The sequence below is a fragment of the Pseudomonas spelaei genome (genome assembly GCF_009724245.1).
Lineage (GTDB): Bacteria > Pseudomonadota > Gammaproteobacteria > Pseudomonadales > Pseudomonadaceae > Aquipseudomonas > Aquipseudomonas spelaei.
Genome location: NZ_WNNK01000008.1, coordinates 150,785 through 175,847, shown reverse-complemented (window position 1 = coordinate 175,847; position 25,063 = coordinate 150,785). Strand labels below are relative to the sequence as shown.

27 protein-coding genes and 1 riboswitch are annotated in these 25,063 nt (G+C 60.2%); of the genes, 21 read left to right on the top strand and 6 right to left on the bottom strand.

Going from position 1 to position 25,063, the window contains the following annotated elements; translation table 11 throughout:
* Positions 1 to 12 precede the first annotated feature (12 nt).
* Both mazG and GNF76_RS11950 read left to right on the top strand, forming a co-directional pair.
* Positions 13 to 846 (top strand): nucleoside triphosphate pyrophosphohydrolase, encoded by an 834-nt coding sequence (gene mazG, locus GNF76_RS11955; RefSeq protein ID WP_155583357.1) that lies wholly within the window; start codon positions 13 to 15, stop codon positions 844 to 846.
* A gap of 25 nt (positions 847 to 871) precedes the next feature.
* Positions 872 to 1,417, top strand: coding sequence for a DUF2058 domain-containing protein (locus GNF76_RS11950; protein ID WP_155583356.1), 546 nt, complete (start codon positions 872 to 874; stop codon positions 1,415 to 1,417).
* Between the two features lie 92 nt (positions 1,418 to 1,509).
* Here the strand turns inward: GNF76_RS11950 and GNF76_RS11945 are convergent, their stop codons facing one another.
* From GNF76_RS11945 to purM, 4 genes are all read right to left on the bottom strand, one after another.
* On the bottom strand, positions 1,510 to 1,698 hold the full coding sequence (locus GNF76_RS11945; protein ID WP_155583355.1) for a hypothetical protein: 189 nt from the start codon (positions 1,696 to 1,698) through the stop codon (positions 1,510 to 1,512).
* A 277-nt stretch (positions 1,699 to 1,975) separates the two neighbouring features.
* Positions 1,976 to 2,689: a DUF3108 domain-containing protein gene (locus tag GNF76_RS11940; RefSeq protein WP_155583354.1), complete on the bottom strand. Its 714-nt coding sequence runs from the start codon at positions 2,687 to 2,689 to the stop codon at positions 1,976 to 1,978.
* An 8-nt stretch (positions 2,690 to 2,697) separates the two neighbouring features.
* Entirely contained in the window at positions 2,698 to 3,348 is a 651-nt protein-coding gene (gene purN / locus GNF76_RS11935) for a phosphoribosylglycinamide formyltransferase (RefSeq protein ID WP_155583353.1), read from the bottom strand.
* Positions 3,348 to 4,406: a phosphoribosylformylglycinamidine cyclo-ligase gene (gene purM / locus GNF76_RS11930; protein WP_124359311.1), complete on the bottom strand. Its 1,059-nt coding sequence runs from the start codon at positions 4,404 to 4,406 to the stop codon at positions 3,348 to 3,350. The genes purN and purM overlap by 1 nt, the downstream gene beginning before the upstream one ends.
* Before the next feature lie 341 nt (positions 4,407 to 4,747).
* Here purM and GNF76_RS11925 point away from each other — a divergent pair, with 341 nt between their 5' ends.
* From GNF76_RS11925 to GNF76_RS11905, 5 genes are all read left to right on the top strand, one after another.
* Complete coding sequence (locus GNF76_RS11925; protein WP_155583352.1) at positions 4,748 to 5,791, top strand: DUF2066 domain-containing protein; 1,044 nt, start codon at positions 4,748 to 4,750, stop codon at positions 5,789 to 5,791.
* Between the two features lie 43 nt (positions 5,792 to 5,834).
* Positions 5,835 to 6,908 (top strand): AI-2E family transporter, encoded by a 1,074-nt coding sequence (locus GNF76_RS11920; RefSeq protein ID WP_155583351.1) that lies wholly within the window; start codon positions 5,835 to 5,837, stop codon positions 6,906 to 6,908.
* A 230-nt stretch (positions 6,909 to 7,138) separates the two neighbouring features.
* Positions 7,139 to 7,843 carry a DnaA regulatory inactivator Hda gene (gene hda / locus GNF76_RS11915; protein ID WP_150581685.1) on the top strand — a complete coding sequence of 235 codons (705 nt, stop codon included), beginning with the start codon at positions 7,139 to 7,141 and terminating at the stop codon, positions 7,841 to 7,843.
* A gap of 214 nt (positions 7,844 to 8,057) precedes the next feature.
* A complete protein-coding gene (locus tag GNF76_RS11910; protein ID WP_155583350.1) occupies positions 8,058 to 8,702 on the top strand; it encodes a C40 family peptidase in 645 nt (214 codons plus the stop codon).
* A gap of 144 nt (positions 8,703 to 8,846) precedes the next feature.
* Positions 8,847 to 9,386: a C40 family peptidase gene (locus GNF76_RS11905; RefSeq protein ID WP_155583349.1), complete on the top strand. Its 540-nt coding sequence runs from the start codon at positions 8,847 to 8,849 to the stop codon at positions 9,384 to 9,386.
* 157 nt (positions 9,387 to 9,543) lie between these two features.
* Here the strand turns inward: GNF76_RS11905 and GNF76_RS11900 are convergent, their stop codons facing one another.
* A complete protein-coding gene (locus GNF76_RS11900; protein ID WP_155583348.1) occupies positions 9,544 to 10,857 on the bottom strand; it encodes a PQQ-dependent sugar dehydrogenase in 1,314 nt (437 codons plus the stop codon).
* A 99-nt stretch (positions 10,858 to 10,956) separates the two neighbouring features.
* Positions 10,957 to 11,204, top strand: a riboswitch (cobalamin riboswitch).
* 77 nt (positions 11,205 to 11,281) lie between these two features.
* Between GNF76_RS11900 and cobO the strand changes: the two genes are divergently transcribed.
* The 14 genes from cobO (at position 11,282) to GNF76_RS11835 (ending at position 23,583) form a co-directional block, all read left to right on the top strand.
* Entirely contained in the window at positions 11,282 to 11,893 is a 612-nt protein-coding gene (gene cobO / locus GNF76_RS11895; RefSeq protein ID WP_155583347.1) for a cob(I)yrinic acid a,c-diamide adenosyltransferase, read from the top strand.
* Entirely contained in the window at positions 11,890 to 13,299 is a 1,410-nt protein-coding gene (locus GNF76_RS11890) for a cobyrinic acid a,c-diamide synthase CobB (RefSeq protein ID WP_155583346.1), read from the top strand. Before cobO ends, GNF76_RS11890 begins: the two co-directional genes overlap by 4 nt.
* Positions 13,296 to 13,946, top strand: a complete 651-nt coding sequence (gene bluB / locus GNF76_RS11885) for a 5,6-dimethylbenzimidazole synthase (protein ID WP_155583345.1) — start codon at positions 13,296 to 13,298, stop codon at positions 13,944 to 13,946. The genes GNF76_RS11890 and bluB overlap by 4 nt, the downstream gene beginning before the upstream one ends.
* Positions 13,943 to 14,851: an adenosylcobinamide-phosphate synthase CbiB gene (gene cbiB / locus GNF76_RS11880; protein ID WP_155583344.1), complete on the top strand. Its 909-nt coding sequence runs from the start codon at positions 13,943 to 13,945 to the stop codon at positions 14,849 to 14,851. Before bluB ends, cbiB begins: the two co-directional genes overlap by 4 nt.
* The gene (cobD, locus tag GNF76_RS11875) at positions 14,844 to 15,833 is read left to right on the top strand and encodes a threonine-phosphate decarboxylase CobD (protein WP_155583343.1); all 990 of its coding nucleotides are present in this window, start codon (positions 14,844 to 14,846) and stop codon (positions 15,831 to 15,833) included. The genes cbiB and cobD overlap by 8 nt, the downstream gene beginning before the upstream one ends.
* Positions 15,830 to 17,281 carry a cobyric acid synthase gene (locus tag GNF76_RS11870; protein ID WP_155583342.1) on the top strand — a complete coding sequence of 484 codons (1,452 nt, stop codon included), beginning with the start codon at positions 15,830 to 15,832 and terminating at the stop codon, positions 17,279 to 17,281. The genes cobD and GNF76_RS11870 overlap by 4 nt, the downstream gene beginning before the upstream one ends.
* A 1,010-nt stretch (positions 17,282 to 18,291) precedes the next feature.
* The gene (gene cobU / locus GNF76_RS11865; RefSeq protein WP_155583341.1) at positions 18,292 to 18,813 is read left to right on the top strand and encodes a bifunctional adenosylcobinamide kinase/adenosylcobinamide-phosphate guanylyltransferase; all 522 of its coding nucleotides are present in this window, start codon (positions 18,292 to 18,294) and stop codon (positions 18,811 to 18,813) included.
* The gene (gene cobT / locus GNF76_RS11860; RefSeq protein WP_155583340.1) at positions 18,810 to 19,865 is read left to right on the top strand and encodes a nicotinate-nucleotide--dimethylbenzimidazole phosphoribosyltransferase; all 1,056 of its coding nucleotides are present in this window, start codon (positions 18,810 to 18,812) and stop codon (positions 19,863 to 19,865) included. The genes cobU and cobT overlap by 4 nt, the downstream gene beginning before the upstream one ends.
* Complete coding sequence (gene cobC / locus GNF76_RS11855) at positions 19,862 to 20,437, top strand: alpha-ribazole phosphatase family protein (protein ID WP_155583339.1); 576 nt, start codon at positions 19,862 to 19,864, stop codon at positions 20,435 to 20,437. Before cobT ends, cobC begins: the two co-directional genes overlap by 4 nt.
* 2 nt (positions 20,438 to 20,439) lie before the next feature.
* Complete coding sequence (locus GNF76_RS11850) at positions 20,440 to 21,168, top strand: adenosylcobinamide-GDP ribazoletransferase (protein ID WP_155583338.1); 729 nt, start codon at positions 20,440 to 20,442, stop codon at positions 21,166 to 21,168.
* A 42-nt stretch (positions 21,169 to 21,210) separates the two neighbouring features.
* On the top strand, positions 21,211 to 21,615 hold the full coding sequence (locus GNF76_RS11845) for a MarR family winged helix-turn-helix transcriptional regulator (RefSeq protein ID WP_155583337.1): 405 nt from the start codon (positions 21,211 to 21,213) through the stop codon (positions 21,613 to 21,615).
* Positions 21,616 to 21,678: 63 nt separating this feature from the next.
* Complete coding sequence (locus GNF76_RS11840) at positions 21,679 to 22,878, top strand: MFS transporter (protein WP_178123301.1); 1,200 nt, start codon at positions 21,679 to 21,681, stop codon at positions 22,876 to 22,878.
* Positions 22,875 to 22,997 carry a hypothetical protein gene (locus GNF76_RS29780; RefSeq protein WP_257034019.1) on the top strand — a complete coding sequence of 41 codons (123 nt, stop codon included), beginning with the start codon at positions 22,875 to 22,877 and terminating at the stop codon, positions 22,995 to 22,997. Before GNF76_RS11840 ends, GNF76_RS29780 begins: the two co-directional genes overlap by 4 nt.
* Positions 22,998 to 23,031: 34 nt before the next feature.
* Entirely contained in the window at positions 23,032 to 23,583 is a 552-nt protein-coding gene (locus GNF76_RS11835) for a glutathione peroxidase (RefSeq protein WP_155583335.1), read from the top strand.
* 65 nt (positions 23,584 to 23,648) lie between these two features.
* On the opposite strand, the gene GNF76_RS11830 is transcribed toward GNF76_RS11835, so the two are convergent.
* Positions 23,649 to 24,938 (bottom strand): OmpP1/FadL family transporter, encoded by a 1,290-nt coding sequence (locus tag GNF76_RS11830; protein ID WP_155583334.1) that lies wholly within the window; start codon positions 24,936 to 24,938, stop codon positions 23,649 to 23,651.
* Positions 24,939 to 25,063: the final 125 nt, after the last annotated feature.

Genomic DNA, 25,063 nt, shown 5'->3' with positions numbered 1-25,063 from the left:
AGAGATTGATCGATGTATTCACTTGAAGACTTGCTGCACCTGATGAACCGCCTGCGGGATCCGCAATACGGTTGCCCATGGGACATCAAGCAAACCTACGCCACCATCGTTCCCCATACCCTGGAAGAGGCCTACGAAGTCGCCGACGCCATTGAGCGTGGGGATTTTGATCACCTGCAAGGTGAGCTGGGCGACCTCCTGTTCCAGGTGGTGTATTACAGCCAACTGGCACGAGAAGAAGGGCGCTTCGAGTTTGCCGGGGTGATCGACAGCATCACTCGCAAGCTGATTCGTCGTCACCCCCATGTGTTCCCGACGGGTGATCTGTACGCGCCGCTGGATATCCCGCAGTTGAGCGAAGAACAGGTCAAGCAGCGTTGGGAGGAGATCAAGGCCGAGGAGCGGGCGGAAAACTCCGACGCGCCTGAGCAGTTATCCTTGCTTGACGATGTACCTGCAACCTTGCCCGCGCTGTCTCGCGCGGCCAAATTGCAAAAGCGCGCAGGGCAAGTCGGTTTCGATTGGCCAGCGGCGTTGCCGGTAGTGGATAACGTGCGCGAAGAGCTGGATGAAGTGCTCGAAGCCATGGCCGATAACGACCCGGTGGCCATCGCTGATGAAGTCGGTGACCTGCTGTTTGCAGCGGTCAACCTGGCCCGTCATCTCCAGATTGACCCGGAAACTGCCCTGCGCGGCGCCAATGCCAAATTCGAGCGACGTTTCCGATTTATCGAACAGGCATTGCGCGAGACCCACCGTCCCATAGAAGATTGCACCCTCGAAGAGTTGGACGCCCTGTGGGGCGAAGCCAAACGTCAGGAAAAGAATGTGTCCAGCTGCGGTTGAGCAGCTGCCTAAGTGAGTAAGCCCCATGAGCCTTTCCCTTCGCGACCAGTTGCTCAAAGCAGGTCTGGTCAACCAAAAGCAGGCCAAGCAGGTCGGCAAGGATAAACAGAAACAGCAGCGTCTGGTCCATAAAGGCCAGGCCGAGGCCGACGACACCCAGGCGCGCCTGGCCATTGAGGCGCAGGCCGAGAAGGTCAAGCGTGACCAGGAACTGAACCGCCAGCAGCAGGAAAAGGCCGAGGCCAAGGCGCGTACAGCGCAAGTCAAGCAATTGATCGAAACCTCGCGCTTGCCGAAGCTGACCACCGAGGACTACTACAACTTCGTCGATGACAAGAAGGTCAAGCGCCTGTCGGTCAACACGTTGATGCGTAATAAACTGAGCAACGGCTCCCTGGCGATTGTCCATCACGGCGGCGGTTACGAAGTGATTCCGCGTGAGGCGGCGCTGAAGATTCAGGAGCGGGCACCAGAGCGAATTGTCCAACTCAACATCCTGACCGAGAGCCAGGTGCCGGATGAGGATGATCCGTATGCGGCCTACCAGATTCCTGATGATCTGATGTGGTAAGGCTTTAAAACAACAAACCCCGCTCAACGGCGGGGTTTTTGTTTGCCGGTACCGCGGCTGCGTGGGCCGGGTACCAGCAGGATTTCAATGCTTCAGGAGCTTTGCGCCTGGCGTTTCATCTCTAGGGTTTCGAGCTCGTTTTTATAATTGTGGGCATCGATTTCGGAGTGAAACATACCTACCAGCAGGTCTTGTTGATGTACATCCCAGATACGGATGCCGTTGGCTACGCCTTCATGGGACATATGTGCATCGTCGCGTTCAGTTACTTTTACAGTCATCTGCTTGCTCCAATCTCTGGTTGATCTGCGGCAAGGCGTCGCAGGCCTTTGTTATATGGTTTGTTAGCTTGCTAAGTAAATAAGCAAAAAATGCAACATACCTTTACCGGAATTGGAACAATCCTCCAGCCCCCGAAAACCGCGACATTGCGTCGCAGGAGGTTGAGTTTTATGACAAAAGTTTCATGTTTGCGTCATTTGAGGGGGAGGGGCGCCGAAAACTTCAGGCGAAAAAAAGCCCCGCATTCAGCGAGGCTCTCTATTCGATAGCGGTGGATCAGCTGCCTTTGACAGCCTTGCCGTCCACAGTACCGTCTTGCAGCATGATGTTGTATTCCTTGCCGTCGGTTTCTACCTGACGCAGGGCAACCAGGATGCCGCCCCAGTCCTTGGCAAACCACATCTGGGTAATGCGTTTGGTTTGTGTCGGGTCACGCACACGCTCAACCTTGATGGCGTCAATGGAGCCGGCTTTGGTCTGGACTTTTTCCGGGCCGATCACGCGGAAATCATAGGTGTCGGTGTCGGTGCCTTCGGCAACCCGATAGCTCATGCTTTTCTTGCCAGCGGCGACATCACGCTGCAAAGCCAACTGGTAGGTGGACTTGTCCAGCATCCCGCTTTCCAGTGGGAGGTTGACCGCGTCCTTGTTTTCAAAACCGGTGACCTTGTTGGCGGTCCAGTCGAAATCCAGGTTGATCTTCTTCGTCTTGCCCAGACCACCTCGTTCGAAGGTGTAGCTCTGTGGTTGCAGGGCATTTTTGTCGAGACGGATGATGCTGGTCTCGGTCAGGCTGGCGATCATCATGGAAGCCTTGAAATTCAAGGTCCAGGTGCCGTTGTCATTTTTGGTCAGGCTGCGTTCGGCCGAACCACTCATGGGCAACTGTTTCCAGTCGGCGGTGTAGCTGGCGGAGAACGGTTGAAGGTCTGCCGCTTGCACGGCAGGCAAGGCAAACAGCGCAAAAGCGAAGAGCAGGGCGCGACGCATAAAATCTCCTAGGTTCGAATCAAGTGGCCGCTGGCCGCGAGTAACTGGCCGTCCAATAATGCACCCTGTTCACCGAGAATCAACCGCTCCTCGGCGAACCAGCGAACAGCCAACGGATAAATCCTGTGTTCCTGGGTATGAACCCGTTGCGCAAGTGTCTGCGCTGAGTCCGCAGACTCTACCGGAACTACTGCCTGTACGACCAGAGGCCCGCCATCGAGTTCCTCGGTGACGAAGTGCACGCTGCAGCCGTGCTCCGTGTCGCCGGCCTCGAGGGCGCGTTGGTGCGTATGTAACCCTTTGTATTTGGGCAGCAGGGAAGGGTGGATATTCAGCAGGCGGCCTTGGTAATGCCGTACGAAGCCAGCGCTGAGAATGCGCATGAAACCGGCCAGGACCACGAGCTTGGGGTTAAAGGCGTCGATCAGTTCGATCAAGGCTGCATCGAAGGCCTCGCGGCCTTCGAAAGCCTTGTGATCCAGGGAGCGGGTATCGATACCCGCGTCCCTGGCGCGTTGCAGGCCGTAGGCGTCGCTGCGGTTGGAAATCACCGCCGCGATGCGCGCCGGGCTATCGCCCGTGCGCGTGCTGTCGATCAAGGCCTGCAAGTTACTGCCTGTGCCGGAAAGCAGCACCACGACATCACAGGTCTGAGACATCAATGAGCCTTGAGGTTCTTCAGTTCAACCTGCGCTGCGCCTTCCGCGGCGGTAGCGATCTGGCCGATGACCCATGGCTGCTCGCCGGCTTCACGCAGCACGTTCAACGCGGTTTCAACGTGCTCTTGGGCCACGCAGATCACCATGCCTACACCGCAGTTCAGCACGCGGTGCATTTCGGTTTCATTGACGTTGCCTTTCTCTTGCAGCCAGTCGAATACCGCCGGACGCTGCCAGCTGGCCACGTCGACAATCGCCTGGGCGCCTTTAGGCAGTACGCGCGGGATGTTGTCCAGCAGGCCACCACCGGTGATGTGGGCCATGGCCTTGACGGCGCCGGTGTCCTTGATCAGCTTGAGCAACGGCTTGACGTAGATGCGGGTCGGGGCCATCAGCAGGTCGGTCAGTGGCTTGCCATCGAGCTGGATGTTTTCGATGTCGGCGCCGGACACTTCGATGATCTTGCGGATCAGCGAGTAGCCGTTGGAGTGCGGGCCGGACGATGGCAGGGCCAGCAGGGCGTCACCGGCAGCGACTTTGGAGCCGTCGATGATTTCGGATTTTTCCACGACGCCGACGCAGAAGCCGGCCAGGTCGTAGTCTTCGCCTTCGTACATGCCTGGCATTTCAGCGGTTTCGCCGCCGACCAGGGAGCAACCGGACAGCTCGCAGCCTGCGCCGATGCCAGTCACCACCTGGGTGGCGGTCTCGACGTTGAGCTTGCCGGTGGCGTAGTAGTCAAGGAAGAACAATGGCTCGGCACCGCAGACCACCAGGTCGTTGACGCACATGGCGACCAGGTCGATGCCGATGCTGTCGTGCTTGTTCAGGTTCAGTGCCAGGCGCAGCTTGGTGCCCACGCCGTCGGTGCCGGACACCAGGACAGGCTGCTTGTAACCGGCCGGGATTTCGCAGAGGGCGCCAAAACCGCCCAGGCCGCCCATGACTTCGGGGCGCGCAGTGCGCTTGGCGACGCTCTTGATGCGTTCGACCAATGCTTCACCGGCGTCGATGTCTACACCGGCGTCCTTGTAGCTCAGGGAGGGTTGCTTGCTCATGATCCAGGCCTTTAGGGGGGATTCAGGGGTAACGACCGAATGGCGCGGGGCACTTGGGGAAATGCCCAGACGTTGCCGGTCTGCGAAGGCGCGCGATTTTATCAGGCTTGAGGGGCAGCGGCCATCCTCGGGCCGACGGGCAGGGGCATATGGTGTTAAAAAAAACGCTAATCGACGCGCTTCGAGGCCGTATTAAGGTATAGCCTTTAACCGGCTATCGTTATGACAGTACGAAAACTTACCAAGGCCCTGTGAATGTTTTGCTGCTTGCTGTGGTCACAGCCTTGCCAAGCGGTCTTCATTCGGTCTGTTCCAGCCGTTTTTTGTGTCGGGAATCTTCCATGCGTCTGTGTAAATTCTTCTTTGTGGGCTGTTTGTCATTGGTCAGCCTGGCGAGTCATGCCGAAACCCTCCATGGCCTTTATCAAGTGTTGGAACCGGTCAGCAGTCAGTCTCCGGATGAGCGCGCCCAGGCGACACAGCGCGCCCTGGAGACCCTGGTCATCCGCTTGACCGGTGACGCCAAGGCCGCTCAAGGCCCGGGCCTGGCGGAGATCCGCAAAGACCCGCAACAGATTATCAGCCGGTACGGTTATGACGCCGGACCGCCTGAAAGCCTGCAGGTGGATTTCGACCCGGTCAGTACTGATCGTGCCCTGCGCGGGGCGGGACTGGCGTTGTGGGGCAGTAATCGGCCGTCGATCCTCGGTTGGTGGCTGAACGATTCCACTGAAGGCAGCAGCCTGGTGGGGGATGGCCAGGCCATCGCCCAACCGTTGCGGCGGGCAGCTCAGCATCGTGGTTTGCCGCTGCGCTTGCCCCTGGGTGACCTGGATGAGCAGATCGTTGCCACCGCCCCCAATCTTGAAAGCCCGGATGCGACGCCATTACGAGCGGCATCCGAGCGTTATGGTGCTGACGCGCTGCTGGCGGTGCACGCCCGTGAAGACGGCGGTCAGTGGCAGGCCAAATGGCGACTGTGGCTGGGCGACAAAAGTGAGCAGGGCACTGTGCAGGCCGCTGATACAGCAGCCCTCGCCGATGCGGTATTGCTGGCAGTCAGCGAGCGCTTGGCACCGCGTTTCGCGGTCAAGCCTGGGGTAAGCAGCGAACAGTTGCTGGAAGTGCAGGGTATGAATCTGGAGCGCTACGCCGCTTTGGGCCGTTTGCTCGAGCCTTTTGGCGGGCAACCATTGCGGGTGGATGGCAGTCGTATCGTCTACCGGGTCAATGGCAGTGCCGACCAACTGCGTACTCAATTGAGTCTGGCCAAGCTGCAGGAGGTCCCGGCGGGCGAAGCCTCGGTACCTGCGCAGCAACCTGCCGTAGCGGGCGTGCAGCCAACGCCGACTGAGCCGCAGGCGCAGTTACGTTTTCGCTGGTAAATGTTCTTCCTTATATAGCAGCAACTGAAAAATGGAGTGGGTTATGACGGATACGCGTCGTTGGGTGTGGCTTGGCGGGGTCGTCCTGCTGTGCGTGTTTGTGTTCTTGCTGCATTCGATCCTGACGCCGTTCCTGGTCGCGTTGCTGTTGGCCTATCTGTTCGATCCGGTGGTGGATCGCCTGGAGAAGGCGGGGCTGTCGCGAACCTGGGGCGTGGTGACGGTGTTTGCGCTGTTTATCCTGGTCATCATGGCGCTGCTGCTGGTGTTGGTGCCGATGCTGGCCAAGCAGCTGTTTCGCCTCTATGAACTCGCGCCGCAAATGCTCGACTGGTTGCAACACACCGCCATGCCGTGGGCTCAGACCAAGCTGGGCCTGGCCGATGGCTTCTGGAAGTTCGACAAGGTCAAGGCTGCCATCAGTGAGCACATGGGCCAGACTACCGACATCGTCAGCGTGGTGCTCAGCCAGGCCACGGCGTCCAGCCTGGCGTTGATTGGCTGGTTGACCAACCTGGTGCTGATTCCGGTGGTGGCGTTCTACCTGCTGCGGGACTGGGACATCATGATGGCGAAGATCCGCAGCCTGCTGCCCCGTGACCGCGAAGAGCGCATCGTGTCCCTGGCCGAGGAGTGTCACGAAGTGCTCGGCGCTTTCGTCCGTGGTCAGTTGTTGGTGATGCTGGCCCTGGGGATCATCTATGCCGCTGGATTGATGGCTATCGGTCTGGAGCTTGGGTTGTTGATTGGTCTGATTGCCGGCCTGGCAGCAATTGTGCCGTACATGGGCTTTGTCATCGGTATTGGCGCGGCGCTGGTGGCCGGGTTGTTCCAGTTCGGCGGTGACTTGTATCCGATGCTGGGGATTGTCGCGGTATTCATGGTCGGCCAGGCCCTGGAGGGCATGGTGCTGACGCCGTTGTTGGTGGGGGACCGGATCGGCTTGCACCCGGTGGCGGTGATCTTTGCAATCCTGGCGGGCGGCGAGCTGTTCGGCTTCACCGGCATCTTGCTGGCGCTGCCGGTGGCGGCGGTGATCATGGTGCTGGTGCGCCATGTGCATGATTTATATAAAGACTCGGATATCTACGCCGGTGTCGACGAGCCTGACTTATAAATCCAGGGCTTGCTTCCCACTTTCAAACCCGGCCTGGCGCCGGGTTTGTTGTTGATGGACCCTGGGCATTTGGCCATTGCGTCAAACAATCTCCACGAAATCCAACGAGTTAACGCAAACCTTTGATTTTGCTTGTGGTCTGCTGCATTGTGCGCCCGGCGTCACGGGTATAAACTTTGCAAACTTTACACAGAGGCCCCTAACGGTTCGATGGGAACTGTTCAGTCAGCATGAAACCGATTCAGCTGCCCCTAGGTGTGCGTCTGCGTGACGACGCTACCTTTATCAATTACTACCCAGGCGCCAATGCCGCTGCACTCGGCTATGTCGAGCGGCTATGCGAAGCCGACGCCGGGTGGACCGAAAGTCTGATCTATCTATGGGGCAAGGACGGCGTGGGGCGTACCCATTTGCTGCAGGCCGCTTGCCTGCGTTTCGAGCAGTTGGGTGAGCCGGCGGTTTATCTGCCGTTGGCCGAGCTGCTGGACCGTGGTATCGGGATCCTCGATAACCTTGAGCAATACGAACTGGTGTGTCTGGATGATTTGCAGGCGGTAGCAGGGCGGGCGGATTGGGAAGAGGCGCTGTTCCATCTGTTCAACCGATTGCGTGACAGCGGCCGGCGTTTGCTGATTGCCGCGTCCACGTCACCCAGGGAACTGCCGGTGAAACTGGCGGACCTCAAATCCCGCTTGACCCTGGCGCTGATTTTCCAGATGCGCCCACTCTCGGACGAAGACAAGCTGCGTGCCTTGCAACTGCGTGCCTCGCGTCGCGGCCTGCACCTGACCGACGAAGTCGGGCACTTTATCCTCACCCGTGGCACACGCAGCATGAGCGCGTTGTTCGAATTGCTCGAACGGCTCGATCAGGCCTCCTTGCAGGCTCAGCGCAAGCTGACCATTCCCTTCCTCAAGGAAACCCTCGGCTGGTAGCCAGGCCTTTAAAATCGTGGGGTTCGGCAAATTTCAGGCGCCAGAAAACCTGCGTTTTGGCCGGTTTGGCCACGCAAAAGGGTCTAAATGGGGTTTAAGGGCTTAGATGTCATGGCCCAAACAAGAAGTCACATAGGTCACGATTGAATTTGCAAATCGATGTGATAGAAGGCATAGTCTCGGCTTCTTTACACATTCAGCCACGGTCGTGCCCATGCTAAATCGCTTCGCACCCCTCGTGCCTCTCGCACTCGTTACCCTGTTGTTTGGTTGCGCCACCCACCCTCAACAAGTGGCTGAGCAGCAAAAAACTCAACAACAGAATCAACAGAGATTCGTCGCTGCGCAGTCTTCCACTGTTTACCAGGAAGCTGTTTATTCAGAAGAAGTCGCAACTGAAAAAGAACTGGCCGACTTCGCCGGCAGCAAGCCTTACCAGCTTCCAGTTCTGGCCGACAGCATCCTCGAACGCGGCATGTCCCTGATCGGTACCCGTTACCGTTTTGGCGGTACCTCTGAAGCCGGTTTCGACTGCAGCGGCTTCATCGGTTACCTGTTTCGTGAAGAAGCTGGCATGAATTTGCCGCGTTCCACGCGCGAAATGATCAACGTGGATGCACCGTTGGTCGCACGAAACAACCTCAAGCCCGGTGATCTGCTTTTCTTTAGTACCAATGGCCGTGGCCGTGTCAGCCACGCCGGTATCTACCTCGGTGATGACCAGTTTATCCACTCCAGCAGCCGCCGCAGCGGTGGTGTGCGGGTCGACAAGCTGGGCGACAGCTACTGGAGCAAGACCTTCATTGAAGCCAAGCGCGCCTTGGCCATGGCCCCTACTAGCGTTACCGCTCGCAAGTAAAGTTAAAGTGATACTTGAAGTTTGACGTGTAAGAGCTAGAATCTCTGGACATTGTTGTGAACTGATCGCGCGAGCTCTGCTTGCGCGATCTGGTTTCCAGCGTTCGGCAGCGAAAGCCGCATCCAGATCAGGATTGTTCTGCCCATGTCGACCTCGGCCCGCCTAATTCTTCTCGTTTGCGCCGCGCTGCTCAGCGCCTGCGCAAGTCGCCCTCCACCTGCGCCTGTGGCCGTCAAGCCCAAGCCGGTGTTCAACTATTCCAGCCAAACCTTTTCGCCTGCTGCTGAAGACGTGCTTTTTCGTGCGCTGGGCCTGGTTGGTACGCCTTATCGCTGGGGCGGCAATACGCCGGATTCGGGCTTTGATTGCAGTGGCTTGATTGGCTTTGTCTACCGTGACGCCGCTGGCATCTCGCTGCCGCGTACCACGCGCGAGCTGATTGTGATGCGCGCCCAGGATGTGAGCGAAGACGCCTTGCAGACTGGCGACTTGATCTTCTTCGCCACCGGTGGTGGCTCGCGAGTCAGTCACGCCGGGATCTACGTGGGCGAAGGGCGCTTTGTGCATGCACCGCAAACCGGCGGTACGGTGAAGCTGGACACGCTGTCCAAGGCTTATTGGCAGAACGCCTACCTGAGTGCCAAGCGCGTATTGCAGCCTGAGCGTCTGGCGCGCAATCCCTAGAACTGCGCTAATCAAAATGTGGACGCGGGCTTGTGTGGGAGCGGGCTTGCTCGCGAAAGCATCACCTCGGTGTAACTGATACATCGAGGCGCCTGCATCGCAGGCAAGCCAGCTCCCACACAAAGCCACCGTTGTTATGGGGTGTTCTCGACTTCGGTTATTTAGCCGCCGATACCCGCCACACCTTGTTCCCTACATCATCGGCCACCAGTAAATCCCCTTGTTTATCGATCACCACGCCCACCGGCCGGCCCATGGCTTTTTCGTCGCTGTTGAGGAAATTGGTCAGCACATCCACCGGCATCCCTTTCGGCTGGCCAGCCTCAAACGGCACAAAGATCACCTTGTAACCACTGTGGGGCTTGCGGTTCCACGAGCCGTGCTGGCCGATAAACGCGCCGTTGCTGAACTGCGCGGGCAGCGTGTTGCCTTCGGCGAAGGTCAGTCCCAGTGAGGCCGTGTGCGGCCCGACGGCATAGTCCGGAGCGATGGCTTTGGCCACCAGTTCAGGATTCTGCGGCGTTACGCGCACATCAACGTGCTGCCCGTAGTAGCTGAATGGCCAGCCGTAGAACGCGCCGTCCTTGACCGAGGTGATGTAGTCCGGCACAAGATCGCTGCCGATTTCATCGCGCTCGTTGACCGCCGTCCACAGCTTGCCGCTTTGGGGTTCCCACGCCATACCGTTGGGGTTGCGCAGGCCTGAGGCAAAGATTCGGTGCTGGCCGGTGGCGCGGTCCACTTCCCAGATGGCGGCTCGGCCCTGTTCCGCTTCCAGGCCGTTCTCTGCAACGTTGCTGTTGGAGCCGACGCTGACGTACAGCTTATTGCCGTCCTTGCTGGCCACCACGTTTTTGGTCCAGTGATGGTTCAGCGGGCCGCCGGGTAAATCGACGACTTTGGTGCCTGCCTCCTTGATGACTGTCTCGCCTGGCTGATAGGGGAAACGCAGCAACGCATCTGAATCGGCGACATACAGGTCGTTGCCCACCAGTGTCATGCCAAACGGCGAGTTGAGGTTTTCCAGGAATACCGTGCGCGTTTCGGCGACACCGTCGTGGTCAGCGTCCCGCAGCAGGGTGATGCGGTTCGGACTGGGCACCCCGGCACCGGCGCGCCCCATGACTTTCCCCATGACCCAGCCACGAATGCCCTTGGCGTCATCCGGCTTGGGTGGCGCGTTGGTTTCGGCGACCAGTACGTCTCCGTTGGGCAGTACGTACAACCAGCGTGGGTGATCCAGACCTTCGGCAAACGCTGCAACCTGGGTGCCGGCGGCCGCAGTGGGCTTGACGCCTTCAGGCCAGCCGATCGCCGGGGCGATGTTCACGGTGGGAATCAGGGTCTTGTTGGGTTCCGGCAGTTTGGGTGAGGGCCCGGTGCCATCGGAGACTTGCAGGCTAGAGCTTTCACCACAGGCGGCGAGGCTGCCTGCGACCATGATGAGTAAGGCGAGTCGGGTCTTGTGCATGGTTTTCTCCTTAATACCTGTAGTGATAGAGGAGTTTAGCGGGCCGATGGTTCAAGCCTGTCGGCGGCTTTAATTGACGCTCCACCCCCAACCCACTAACCTTCGCGGCTTGTTTCAGGTGCTCTGTGGCGTACGCGTCGACAGAGTGAAACAGGGAAGCCGGTGAGTGAGCGCACTTTTCAACAGTGAGGCCGCGATCCCGGCGCTGCCCCCGCAACGGTAAATGAGTCAAAACGGTGCTTTCAGCCACTGTATCGCTCCGCGATATGGGAAGGCGCACCGCCGACATGCGCTTGAAGAGAGTGTCGCTCATGAGCCCGGAGACCGGCCTGATTCATCCAACAGCATCACGGTGGGCGATGCTTGGCTGTCTGTTTTTCTTTTCCTGCCCGCCGTTTTTGTCCAGCCCCAACGGAGAGCTGCCATGACTGATTCCCCTGATCGTGACGAACGCCACCTGGCGCGTATGCTGCGCAAAAAAGCGGTGATCGACGAACGTATTGCCAATTCACCGAACGAATGCGGATTGCTGCTGGTGCTGACCGGCAACGGCAAAGGCAAGAGCAGCTCGGCCTTTGGCATGCTCTCCCGGGCCATGGGCCACGGCATGCAGTGCGGCGTGGTGCAGTTCATCAAGGGCCGCACCAGCACGGGCGAAGAGTTGTTCTTTCGCCGCTTTCCCGAGCAAGTGCGTTTCCATGTGATGGGCGAGGGCTTTACCTGGGAAACCCAGGACCGCCAGCGCGACATCGCCGCCGCCGAGGCCGCCTGGGCAGTGTCCCGGGCAATGCTCCAGGATCCATCCATTGGCCTGGTGGTGCTGGATGAGTTGAACATCGCCCTCAAGCACGGTTATCTCGACCTGGACCAGGTTCTTGGCGACTTGCAGGCCCGCCCGCCGATGCAGCATGTAGTGGTCACCGGCCGCGGTGCCAAGCCTGAGCTGATCGAAATGGCCGACACCGTCACCGAAATGGGCATGCTCAAGCACGCGTTTCAGGCCGGGATCAAGGCACAAAAAGGCATCGAACTTTGAATCAGCCCCGTCATTGCCCTGCTGTCCTGATCGCCGCACCAGCGTCAGGCCAGGGCAAAACCACCGTCACCGCCGCATTGGCCCGCTTGCACCGCAACCTTGGGCGCAAGGTACGGGTGTTCAAATGTGGCCCGGACTTTCTCGACCCGATGATCCACGAGCGCGCCAGTGGTGCGCCGGTCTATCAATTGGACATGTGGATGGTCGGTGAGCAGGAAAGTCGCCGTTTGCTGTGGGAAGCGGCGGGGGAGGCCGACCTGATTTTGATTGAAGGCGTCATGGGCCTGTTCGACGGCACGCCTTCCAGCGCCGACCTGGCGCGGCACTTTGGTGTGCCGGTACTGGCAGTGATCGATGGCACGGCCATGGCCCAGACCTTTGGTGCCCTGGCGCTGGGGCTGGCGCGTTACCAGCCGGACTTGCCGTTTGCCGGTGTACTGGCCAACCGCGTCGGTACGTTGCGCCATGCGCAGTTGCTGGAGGGCAGCCTCACCGAAGGCTTGCGCTGGTATGGCGCGTTGTCCCGTGAGACGGGGATTGAATTGCCCAGCCGCCACCTTGGCCTGGTGCAAGCCAGCGAGTTGAATGACCTGGACGTGCGCCTCGACGCTGCCGCCCAAGCGTTGGGTGGCAGTTGCGAGGTAGCGCTGCCACCACCGGTGGAGTTCGCCGCGCCCGAGCGAATCGAGGCCGAACCGTTGCTGGCCGGTGTGCGCATTGCCGTGGCCCGTGATGAAGCGTTTGCCTTTACCTACGGTGCCAGTCTCGATCTGTTGCGGGCGATGGGGGCCGAGTTGCGCTTCTTCTCGCCAATCCATGATCGTGAACTGCCCGAGGCCGACAGTTTGTACCTGCCCGGCGGCTACCCAGAACTGCATCATCAGGCGTTGTCGGAAAACACCACGATGTTGAGTGCGATCCGTGCCCATCACGCAGCTGGCAAACCGTTGCTGGCCGAATGCGGCGGCATGCTCTATCTGCTGGACTCGTTGACCGATGTGGACGGTACCCGCGCAGAACTGGTCGGCCTGCTTCAGGGCGATGCCGTGATGCAAAAGCGCCTGGCAGCCCTGGCCTTGCAGAGTGTCGAGTTGCCGGAAGGCCTGTTGCGTGGCCACACCTATCATCACTCCCTGACCAGCACCGAATGGCAGCCCATCGCCCGGGGCCTGAGCCCCAATGGTGGACGCGGCGCCGAGGCGGTTTATCGGCAAGGGCGGATGACGGCTTCTTATGTGCACTTTTATTTCCCATCCAACCCGACTGCGGTGGCTGCACTGTTTGCGCCTGACTGTGAGGCCGCCATCGCAGGCAAGCCAGCTCCCACAGTTGGTTTGTGTGAGTCCCCAATTGATGGATCAATCCAGTCCAATGTGGGAGCGGGCTTGCCCGCGATGAGGCCATGAGCCACAACGCCTTCCCCGAAACCGAGCGCGCCGCTGTCTACCGCGCCATCGCTGAGCGCCGCGATATGCGCCATTTCAGCGGCGGCACTGTCGCCCCGGAACTGTTGCAACGCTTGCTGCACGCCGCGCATCAGGCCCCCAGCGTCGGCCTGATGCAGCCCTGGCGCTTTATCCGTATCAGCGACCGCAACCTGCGCGGCCAGATCCAGCAGTTGGTGGAAGAAGAGCGGGTGCGTACAGCGGTTGCCCTGGGCGAGCGCTCCGACCAGTTCATGAAGCTCAAGGTCGAAGGCATCAACGATTGCGCCGAGGTGCTGGTAGCGGCACTGATGGATGATCGCGAGCGGCATATCTTCGGTCGCCGTACGCTGCCGGAAATGGACATGGCGTCGTTGTCCTGCGCGATCCAGAATCTGTGGCTCGCGTCGCGGGCCGAGGGGTTGGGTATGGGCTGGGTTTCTTTATTCGAGCCCCAGGCCCTGGCCGATTTGCTGGGCTTGCCCCCCGGCGCAAAACCTTTGGCGGTGTTGTGTCTCGGGCCGGTCACCGAGTTTTACCCAGCACCGATGTTGCAGCTCGAAGGCTGGACCGAACCGCGGCCATTGAGCGACATGCTGTATGAAAATTATTGGGGAGTGAGTCAATGAGTGTGGCCTTGCTGAGTGTCGCTGCCGTGGCGCTAGATGCGCTGCTGGGCGAACCCAGGCGCTGGCATCCGCTGGTGGCGTTCGGCAATTTCGCCGGGCGTGTCGAGCAACGTTTCAACTCCGCCGGCCGTGGCTGGCGCAGTCATGGCGTCACCGCGTGGGTGATTGCGGTCATACCGTTGACCCTGCTGGCTACGGCCCTGTCGTGGGCGCCCTACGTGGGTTGGGTGATTGAGATCCTCGCACTGTATTGCGCGCTTGGCATGCGCAGCCTTGGTGAACACGTGGCACCTGTTGCCCAGGCTCTGCGCGGTGACGACCTTGAAGAGGCACGTAAATGTGTCAGTTATCTGGTCAGCCGCCAAACCAGCGAACTGGACCGCACCGAAGTTGCCCGCGCGGCCACCGAGTCGGTGCTGGAGAACGGCAGCGATGCGGTGTTCGCCGCGCTGTTCTGGTTTGTCGCCGCCGGTGTGCCTGGTGTGGTGCTCTATCGCCTGAGCAATACCCTCGACGCCATGTGGGGCTATCGCAACGAACGTTTTGAACGCTTCGGCTGGGCCGCGGCCAAGATCGACGATGTGTTGAACTATATTCCCGCGCGGTTGGTGGCCTTGACCTACGCGTTGCTGGGTAAGACCCGGCTGGCCCTCAAATGCTGGCGCACCCAGGGCTCGACGTGGGACAGCCCCAATGCGGGCCCAGTGATGGCGGCCGGTGCCGGTGCACTCGGTGTCGAGTTGGGCGGCGCGGCGATTTATCACGGTGAACTGCATCAGCGTCCACCACTGGGCGAAGGTCCGCCTGCGGATGCCGATTCCATCGACCGTGGCTGGCAACTGGTGCAGCGCGGGGTGTGGCTGTGGTTGCTGATTCTGTGTGTGGGGGCTGAGTTTTATGCTTGAGCATGGCGGCCGGCTGCGCAAGGCAGCCCTGCAATATGGCGTTCCCGAGGCTGATTGGCTGGACCTGTCCAGCGGCCTCGCGCCATGGCCCTGGCCGGTCCCGGAGATCCCGTTGCGGGCCTGGGCGCGCCTGCCGGAGACCGACGATGGCCTGGAACAGGCGGCCTGCGAATACTACGGCGCCACCCAGGTGTTGCCGGTGCCCGGTTCCCAGGCGGCGATCCAACTGCTGCCGCGCTTGCGGCGTGCGGGCAAGGTTGGCGTGTTGTCACCGTGTTATGCCGAGCACGCCGAAGCCTGGCGCCGCGCCGGCTATATCGTGCGTGAAGTGCTGGAGCAGGAAGTCGACTTCTTCCTCGACAGCCTCGACGTGCTGGTGGTGGTCAACCCCAACAACCCCACTGGCCTGAGTTTGTCCCCGCCACGCCTGCTGGAGTGGCACGCACGACTTGCCGAGCGCGGCGGCTGGCTGGTGGTAGACGAAGCCTTTATGGACAACACCCCGCAACTGAGCCTGGCGAGCCAGGCTGATCAAGTGGGCTTGATCGTGCTGCGCTCGTTCGGCAAGTTTTTCGGTCTGGCCGGTGTGCGGCTGGGCTTTGTCCTGGCTGAACGCAAATTGCTCAAGCTGCTGGCCGAACAGGTCGGGCCGTGGGCGGTCAGCGGGCCGACGCGGGTGCTGGGCCAGGTGTGCCTGAGAGACAGTGCCGGTCACGTCCGGCAGCGACTGCGCTGTGAAGAGGCCAGTCGGCGATTGTTCGAGCTGTTACAGCGCTTCGACCTGCAACCCCAGGGCGGCTGTGACTTGTTCCAGTGGCTGATCACCGAGCGTGCCGAGCACCTGCACGAATTCATGGCCCAGCGCGGCATTCTGCTGCGCTTGTTTGTCCACGACAGCAGCCTGCGTTTTGGCCTGCCGGGGACCGACGCCGACTGGCTGCGACTAGAACACGCCTTGGTCGCCTACAGGGAGGCCTCATGAGTACTTTGATGGTGCAGGGCACCACGTCCGATGCCGGTAAAAGCACCCTGGTGACCGCGCTGTGCCGTTGGCTGGTGCGCCAGGGCGTGGCGGTGGTGCCGTTCAAACCGCAGAACATGGCGCTCAACAGCGCGGTTACCGCCGAGGGCGGCGAAATCGGCCGGGCCCAGGCGGTCCAGGCCCAAGCGGCAAACCTGGCGCCGCACACCGACATGAACCCGGTGCTGCTCAAGCCCAACAGCGACACCGGCTCCCAGGTGATCATCCATGGGCGCGCCGTCACCAGCATGAATGCGGTGGCCTATCACGACTACAAGGCTATCGCCATGCAGGCGGTGCTGGCTTCCCATGAGCGCTTGAGTGCGGCGTACTCGGTGGTCATGGTCGAAGGTGCGGGCTCGCCAGCGGAGATCAATCTGCGGGCCAATGACATTGCCAACATGGGCTTTGCCGAGGCGGTGGATTGTCCGGTGTTGCTGATTGCCGATATCAATCGTGGCGGGGTTTTCGCGCATCTGGTGGGGACGCTGGAACTGCTGTCGCCGACTGAGCAGGCGCGGGTCAAGGGTTTCATCATTAATCGGTTTCGGGGTGATATTGCTTTGCTTCAACCAGGCCTGGATTGGCTTGAGGCGCGCACAGGCAAGCCGGTGGTGGGGGTTTTGCCTTATGTGATGGACCTGCATCTGGAGGCCGAGGACGGCATTGACCAGCGCCAGATTGATAAGGCGGCGCAGGTGCTCAAGGTGGTCGTGCCGGTGTTGCCGCGTATCAGTAATCACACGGATTTTGATCCGCTGCGGTTGCATCCGCAGGTGGATTTGCAGTTTGTCGGGCCGGGGCAGGGGATTCCTGCGGCTGACCTGATTATCTTGCCGGGTTCGAAAAGTGTGCGCAGTGATTTGGCGTATTTGCGGGCCAATGGGTGGGATACGGCGATTGCCCGGCACTTGCGCTATGGCGGTAAGGTGTTGGGGATTTGTGGTGGGTTGCAGATGCTGGGTGAGCAGGTGCATGACCCGTTGGGGCTTGAAGGGCCTTCGGGGTCCAGCGATGGTCTAGGGTTGTTTGCGTTCAGCACTACGTTGGAAGAAGAGAAGCAGCTGCGTAATGTGCGTGGGCGGTTGTTGCTGGAGGATGCTGAGGTCAGTGGTTATGAGATTCATGCGGGGGTGACCACTGGTCCGGCACTGGAGCAGCCGTTGGTGGCGCTGGATGGTGGGCGCTTTGATGGTGCTCAGAGTGATGATGGGCAGATTCTTGGCACTTATTTGCATGGGGTGTTTGAGACGCCGGCGGCGTGTGGTGCGTTGTTGCGGTGGGCGGGGTTGGAGGATGTGCAGACGGTGGATTATCACGGGTTGCGTGAGCGGGATATTGAGCGGTTGGCGGATTTGGTGGAGCGGCATTTGGATACGGGGTTGTTGCTTGGGTTGTGTGGGGTTTGAGGTTGGACTGGGGGCATATCCGTTGCTGCGGTTACGGCTGCTATTGGTTCCGCTCTTACAGCGGGTCACTTTTGAAAAGAGCCCAAAAGTAACCAAAAGGCTCTTGCCCCACCACTCGGTGCCTCGCTGTGGCTCGGCATGCCCTCACTCCGGCATTACTCCGTGGGCCGCCGCGACGGGCCATCCATGGCCCAACGCGGCTATCCCGGCATCCATGCCGGGATGCCCACTGCGTAATACCTGCGTTCGGCCAGCGTGGTTTAACGGGGCGCCTAAGATCAAAATCAACAGCACGGCGGCCTGAAAGCCGACCTGAGTGGTAGAAGCAAAGGCAAGGGCCAGGGCCAGAGCGAAAGCAGATCTGCTTTTCTGTGGGAGCTGGCTTGCTTGCGATGCAGGCAACTCGGTCTTTCAGGAACACCGAGGTGATGCCATCGCAGCATGGGTATCTACACAGTTTCTGTAGCCGCTGCCGAGGCACGAGGCTGCGATGCGGACCGCAGGAGCGCCCTAGGGGCCGCTACGCAGCCCATCGCAGCCTCGTACCTCGGCAGCGGCTACAGGGTTTTCGCAGGATTCAAAAGATGTGTAGATACCCATGGCCATCGCAGGCAAGCCAACTCCCACAGTAGACCGCGCCTGCTTTTGATCTTGCCTTTGCTTCACACCACTCAAGCCGGCCCGTAGGCCGCTGTGTTCTTGATCTGCTTTTGACTTTGATCTTAGGCGCCCCGTTAAACCACGCTGGCCGAACGCAGGCATTGGGCCGTGGGTAAACCGGCAGGACGCCGGTTTAGCCGCACTGGGCCAGGGATGGCCCATTGCGGCGGCCCACGGAGCAATGCCGGAGTGAGGGCATGCCGAGCCTAGGCGAGGCACCGAGTGGTGGGGCAAGAGCCTTTTGGTTACTTTTGGGCTCTTTTCAAAAGTGACCCGCTGTAAGAGCGGAACCATAGGTGGCCGTTACCAAAAATCCGGATATACACCCACTCAAAACGAGGCCAAAACCAATGCTCCAACTGATCCTGGGCGGCGCCCGCTCCGGCAAAAGCCGCCTGGCAGAAACACTCGCCATCAACAGCGCACTACCGGTGACCTACATAGCCACCAGCCAACCCCTGGACGGCGAAATGAACGAACGCGTGGCCCATCACCGCCAACGCCGCCCAGCCGAGTGGGGCCTGATCGAAGAGCCCATCGAACTCGCCCGCGTCCTGCGCGAAAACGCCGCCCCCGACCGCTTCCTGTTGGTGGACTGCCTGACTCTGTGGCTAACCAACCTGCTGATGCTCGAAAACCCCAAGCGCCTCACCGAAGAACGCGAAGCCCTGTTACAAACCCTGGCATCCCTGCCAGGTGAAATTGTTTTTGTCAGCAACGAGACCGGTCTGGGTGTCGTGCCGCTGGGCGAATTGACTCGCCGCTATGTCGATGAAGCCGGTTGGCTGCATCAAGCCCTGGCCGAACGTTGTCAGCGTGTTGTCCTGACCGTTGCCGGCCTGCCCCTGACTTTGAAAGGTACTGCGTTATGACCGACACCTGGTGGCTCAACCCCTGCAAAGCGATCGACGCCCAGGCGCACGAACAAGCCCTGGCCCGTCAGCAACAACTGACCAAACCCGCCGGCTCCCTCGGCCAGCTGGAGGCCGTGGCCGTGCAACTGGCCGGCTTGCAAGGGCAAGTCAAACCCAATGTTGATCAGGTATGGATCGCGATCTTTGCCGGTGATCACGGCGTTGTGGCTGAAGGCGTTTCGGCATTTCCCCAGGAAGTCACCGGGCAGATGCTGCACAACTTCGTCACCGGTGGCGCGGCTATCAGCGTCCTGGCGCGTCAGTTGGATGCGCAACTGGAAGTGGTCGACCTCGGTACCGTCACGCCGTCGCTGAACCTGCCGGGGGTGCGTCACCTGAATATCGCTGCGGGCACCGCCAACTTCGTCAACGCTGCGGCGATGACCGAGGCTCAGGGGCGACTGGCTCTGGAAGCCGGCCGCGACAGTGTGCGCCGCGCCATTGCGGTGGGTGCCCAGTTGTTTATCGGCGGCGAGATGGGCATCGGCAACACCACTGCGGCCAGTGCGCTGGCGTGTGCGTTGCTGGACTGCCGGGTGAGTGATTTGACCGGTCCCGGCACTGGCCTGAATGCCCAGGGTGTCAGTCACAAAGTGGCCGTTATCGAGCGGGCGCTGGCATTCCACGCGGCGCAGCGTGGTGATGCCCTGCAAACCTTGTTCAACCTTGGCGGTTTTGAGATTGCGGCGCTGGTGGGCGCTTATCTGGCCTGTGCCCAAGAGGGTGTGGTGGTGTTGGTGGACGGCTTTATCTGCAGCGTCGCAGCGTTGGTGGCCACACGGTTGAATCCGGCGTGCCGTGCATGGCTGTTGTTCGGCCATCGGGGCGCTGAGCCGGGTCATCGTCATGTGCTGCAAAGCCTCGAGGCCGAACCCTTGCTGGAGTTGGGTCTGCGCCTGGGCGAGGGCAGTGGCGCCGCGCTGGCGGTGCCGTTGTTGCAACTGGCTTGCGCGTTGCACGGGCAGATGGCGACCTTCGCTGAAGCAGCCGTGGCGGATCGTCCGGCATGACTTTGCACCTGGACTTGCTCCGCCATGGCGAAACCGAGCTGGGCGGTGGCCTGCGGGGCAGCCTGGACGATGCGCTGACCGCCAAGGGCTGGGAACAGATGCGCACCGCCGTGATGGAGCAGGGGCCCTGGGACCGATTGGTCAGCTCGCCGCTGCAACGCTGTGCGCAGTTTGCCGATGAGTTGGGCGCACGTTTGGGGGTACCGGTCACCTTGGAAAAGGACCTGCAAGAGTTGCACTTCGGTGCCTGGGAAGGCCAGAGCGCGGCGAAGTTGATGGAAACCGATGCCGAGGCGCTGGGCCTGTTCTGGGCCGATCCCTACGGCTTCACGCCGCCACAGGGTGAGCCGGTTTTGCAGTTTTCTGCACGTGTCTTGGGGGCTGTCGCTCGCTTGCATCAAGCCTATGCTGGCCGGCGAGTACTGTTGATCAGCCATGGTGGTGTCATGCGCTTGCTATTGGCTCAGGCTCGCGGCTTGCCCCGAGAGCAATTGTTGAATGTTGAAGTCGGCCACGGCGGGTTGTTCAGCCTGAAGGTCGAAGCCGATGGCGTCTTGAAGGAAGGATTCTGATCATGCTGCCGTTCTGGATTGCCCTGCAGTTTCTCAGCAGCTTGCCGATTCGCCTGCCGGGCATGCCGCAGCCTCAGGAACTGGGTCGCTCGTTGCTGTTTTATCCGTTGGTGGGATTGCTGTTCGGGCTGCTGTTGTGGGGCTTGAACTCTGTGTTGATGGGCGCGCCTGTGCTGTTGCACGCCGCGTTGCTGCTGACCGCGTGGGTGTTGCTCAGCGGTGGTTTGCACCTGGACGGTTTGGCAGACAGCGCGGATGCCTGGTTGGGCGGCTTTGGCGACCGTGAACGGACCCTGACGATCATGAAGGATCCGCGCAGCGGGCCAATTGCCGTGGTCACCCTTGGGCTGGTGTTGCTGCTCAAGTTCACCGCGTTGGTGGCGCTGATTGAACAGCACAATGGCGCCGCGTTGATCCTGGCACCGCTGATCGGTCGCAGCTCGATGCTGGCGTTATTTCTGACCACGCGCTACGTGCGGGCGGGTGGTTTGGGCCAGGCGTTGTCGGATCATTTACCGAGAATCGTCGGCCAACAGGTACTGATCCTCAGTGGGCTGGCCTGTGTGTTGATCGGTGGTTTCAGCGGCGGGCTTGCCGTATTGCTGGCGTCTCTGTGTTTTATCGGGCTGCGGCAGCTGATGGTCAATCGACTCGGCGGCACTACTGGCGATACGGCAGGAGCCTTGTTGGAACTGCTGGAAGTCGCGGTGTTGGTCGGCCTGGTGTTGTAACCGTTTCTTGCATTTCCTTAATCGCGGGTATATACACGCTCCATGCTTGCCTCTCAATGTTTATGTACCAACCTGCGTCGTGCCGCTCGTGGCGTCAGCAGGCATTACGACGGCGCTCTCGACGGCTTCGGGATCAACGTTGCCCAGTATTCTTTGCTGTGCAACTTGCAGCGTCTCGATCAACCGAGCATTTCCAGCCTGGCCGAGGCCATGGGCCTGGACCGCAGCACGTTGGGGCGTAATCTCCGGGTGCTGGAAGGCGAAGGCCTGGTGCAATTGGTCGAGGGCGATGATCTGCGCAATCGCCTGGTGTTGCTCACCGAGGGGGGCCATGAGCGGCTTGCTGCGGCCTTGCCGGCCTGGGAAGCGGCACAGCAGAAGTTGATCGACAAGTTGGGAGCCGAAAAGCGCGAAACCCTGTTGGCCTTGCTGGACGAACTCGCCTAAGCGCGGGTTTGTTCGAATACAAGCGGGTATATACCCGCAAGCGGAGAACAAGAAATGACCTCGATGTGGCGGACCAGTGGCTGGATTCTTGTCGGGAGCGCGCTGATCCTGGCGTTGTCCCTTGGCGTGCGACATGGCTTCGGCCTGTTCCTGGCGCCCATGAGTGCCGAATTCGGCTGGGGCCGTGAGACCTTTGCTTTTGCCATTGCCTTGCAAAACCTGATCTGGGGCCTGGCGCAGCCTTTCACCGGCGCCCTGGCCGATCGCTTCGGCGCGGCCAAGGTGGTGATGATCGGCGGTGTGCTTTATGCCTTGGGCCTGGTGTTCATGGGCTTGTCCGACTCGGCGTGGTCGTTGTCTCTGAGTGCCGGGTTGTTGATCGGCATTGGCCTGTCGGGCACCTCGTTTTCGGTGATCCTTGGCGTGGTGGGGCGCGCTGTGCCGGCGGAGAAACGCAGCATGGCCATGGGTATTGCCAGTGCCGCAGGTTCCTTTGGCCAGTTCGCCATGCTGCCGGGCACATTGGGTTTGATCGGCTGGCTGGGCTGGTCGGCAGCGTTGCTGACACTGGGCCTGCTAGTGGCCTTGATTGTCCCGCTGGTGAGCATGCTCAAGGATCGCCCGCTGCCGACGATGGCGGGTCAGCAGACCTTGACCGAGGCACTTCGCGAAGCGTGTTCCCATTCCGGGTTCTGGCTGCTGTCTTTCGGCTTCTTTGTTTGCGGGTTCCAGGTGGTCTTTATCGGCGTGCATCTGCCGTCGTATCTGGTGGATCAGCATTTGCCAGCCTCAGTGGGCACCACGGTGCTGGCGCTGATCGGGTTATTCAATATCTTCGGGACTTACACCGCCGGCTGGCTAGGGGGGCGCATGTCCAAGCCACGCTTGCTGACCGGGTTGTATTTGTTACGGGCGGTGGTGATTGTGATCTTTCTGTGGGCGCCGGTGACGCAAACCAGTGCTTATCTGTTCGGCATGGCCATGGGCTTCCTGTGGTTGTCGACGGTGCCACTGACCAATGGCACTGTGGCTACCTTGTTCGGCGTCAGAAACCTTTCCATGTTGGGTGGGATCGTGTTCCTGTTCCATCAGTTGGGGTCGTTCCTCGGCGGCTGGTTGGGTGGTGTGGTCTATGATCGAACCGGCAGCTACGATTTGATCTGGCAGGTGGCGATTCTCCTGAGTCTGCTCGCCGCTGCCTTGAACTGGCCGGTGCGCGAGCGCCCGGTGGCGCGATTGCAGGCACAGATGGAGGCCGCATGAGTACGACCTGGTATTGGCTCGGTGCAGCGGGGACGTTGATGCTTCTGCTGCTCCTGGCATGGTGGGGCTGGCAGCGAGGCGGTCTGGCGTTGATGCAGTTGGGCATGGCGATCTGTTAAGTTCGGTGTCTGACCCTATTCAAGGACACTCGACATGCTGATGCGCTGGCTTGCAGTTCCAGCCCTGCTGGTGGCTTTTGGCGGCGTCGCCATGGCCGCCGATTGCCCACCGTTGCTCGAAGGCCAATTGCCCAAGTTGCGCGCCAAGGAGTCCATCGACTTGTGCCAGCGCTTCGCCGGCAAGCCGCTGGTGATCGTCAACACCGCGAGCTTCTGTGGCTTCGCGCCCCAGTTCAAGGGCCTTGAAGCGTTGTACCAGCGCTACAAGAGCGATGGCCTGGAGGTGATTGGCGTGCCGTCCGATGACTTCAAGCAGGAAGCCAAGACCGGTGAAGAGACGGCCAAGGTTTGCTACGTCAATTACGGTGTGACCTTTACCATGACCGAGCCGCAACAGGTCAAGGGGCCGGACGCCGTGCATCTGTTCAAGGTTCTGGCGCAGCAAAGCAGTGCGCCGAAGTGGAATTTCTACAAGTATGTGGTGGATCGCCAGGGCAAGGTGATTGCCAGCTTTTCCAGTTTGACCAAGCCGGACAGCCCTGACCTGATCAAGGCGGTCGAGCAGGCGTTGGCCTCTAAACCCTGATTGTCAGCCACTAAAAAGCCCCGCCTCTTTTGCAAGAGAGCGGGGCTTTTTCATGCATCAGCGGATCAGAACTTGTACGTCACACCCAAGCCGAAACCGTTGGCGCTGTTTTCATACTTGGCGTTGTAGGACTGGCCCAGTGCGTTGCTGCGCGCAACCTTGATCGGTTCTTCCTTGAGGTAGGAGTAAGCCAGGTCAACGGTCATGTTTGGCATCACGTCGTAACCCAGGCCCAGACTGAAGATAGTCCGGTCACCGGTAGGGATTCGAGGAGAGCGATCAGTGTTGTTGGTTGGCGACTGGTCGAAGGTCAGGCCGGTACGCAGCACAACCTGCTTGGTGACGCGGTACGAAGTACCCACGGCATAGGCCCAGGTGTCGTGCCAGTTCTGCTCTTCCTTGATGGTGCCAACCATGCCAGGAGCAGCGATGCCGCCAGCGCGGGTGACGCCTTCGTTTTCGACGGTGATGTCCTTGAGGCGGCTCCAACGGGTCCAGGAAGCACCGGCATAGAGTTTCCAGACGTCACTGAGGTCTTGGGTGACCGACAGGTCCCACGACTCGGGGGTGTCGACTTTCAGTGATGCGTCATAGCGGCGGTTGGCAAGTACCGTGGCGGGTACGCCGGCACCTGGGGACACCTCGGTGTGGCCTTCCAGCTTGTACTTCACTTTCGAGTGGTAAGTCAGGCCCACGCGGGTGGTGTCGGTGGCTTGCACCAGGATACCGGCGTTGAAACCGAGGGCAGTATCATCACCCTTGACCTTGATTCGGTTGTCACCACTGCCTGGAACCAGTGCCTGAAGACTTGGTTCGGATTCCAAAGTACCGGAAATGCGGTTGATCGTCGGGCCAAAGCCGATGGAAACGCGATCGTTGAAGGCGTAGCTGACGGTGGGTTGGAACGTGATGACTTGAACTTCACTCTTGCTGCCGAAGGCACGGCCCTGGAAGCCACTTTCGTAGTCAGTTACCAAGCCGAACGGTGCGTAGACACCGAAGCCTACAGCCCATTGATCGTTGAGTTTGTTGGTGTAGAAACCGAAAGGCACAGCAGTGAAAGGCACCATGTCGCCTTTGTTGGAGCCACGGGAGCGGCCACTGGTGTCTTTGATGTTGGTCGAGGCATCAATCGCTGCAACACCGCCCGTGATTTGCTGGCCTTCCAGGCGAGCCATACCGGCAGGGTTACCATAAACAGTGCTAGCGTTTTCGGCAGAAGAGGAGCGCCCGGCAAAACCAGTACCCATCCCGGCAACGTCCTGTTCGTTGAGGGCGAAGCCGCTCGCGAACAGTTGGGAGGAAGCCATTGCAACGGCGAGGCTAAGTGTCGTCTTGAGCATTACTTTTTTCATTATTAGAACTCCGTGGTGATCACCGCTGCGGAAAGTATCAATAAATTTACGTTAGCGCTATAGGCTGTAACGCAGGAGATAGAGCGGTTTTGTAGGACAATCCGACCAAAATCCCTGATTTTTGC